This window comes from Variovorax sp. F042 (assembly GCF_057814215.1).
In genome coordinates this window covers 1-290 of record NZ_JBVASX010000080.1, presented here as the reverse complement: position 1 = coordinate 290, position 290 = coordinate 1, and the positions used below count along the sequence as shown (strand labels likewise).

Sequence of the window (290 nt, the reverse complement as noted above, 5' to 3'; positions counted from 1 at the left end):
CAATGCCAACGAGTACCGCTACCCGGGTCGCTGGGAGCCGATGGTGCGCGTCACCGAACGCATCGCGGTCAAGGGCGAGAGCGCGCCGCGCGAGGGGGTCAACACCTTCACGCGCCACGGCCCGGTGCTGCTGGCCGAGCCGGGCAAGCAGCGTGCGTATGCCGTGCGCGCGGCGTGGCTGGAGCGCGGAATGGCTCCGTACTTCGGTTCCATGGACTACATGCGCGCGCGCAACTGGGACCAGTTCCGCGCGGCCATGAACCGCTGGGGCGCGCCCGGCGAGAACCAGG

General features: G+C 71.0%; 1 protein-coding gene. It reads left to right on the top strand.

The window, feature by feature from the left end; translation table 11 throughout:
* Nucleotides 1-290, top strand: a 290-nt coding sequence (locus ACZYSP_RS35490; protein ID WP_489019245.1) for a penicillin acylase family protein, incomplete at both ends; no start/stop codon positions are given.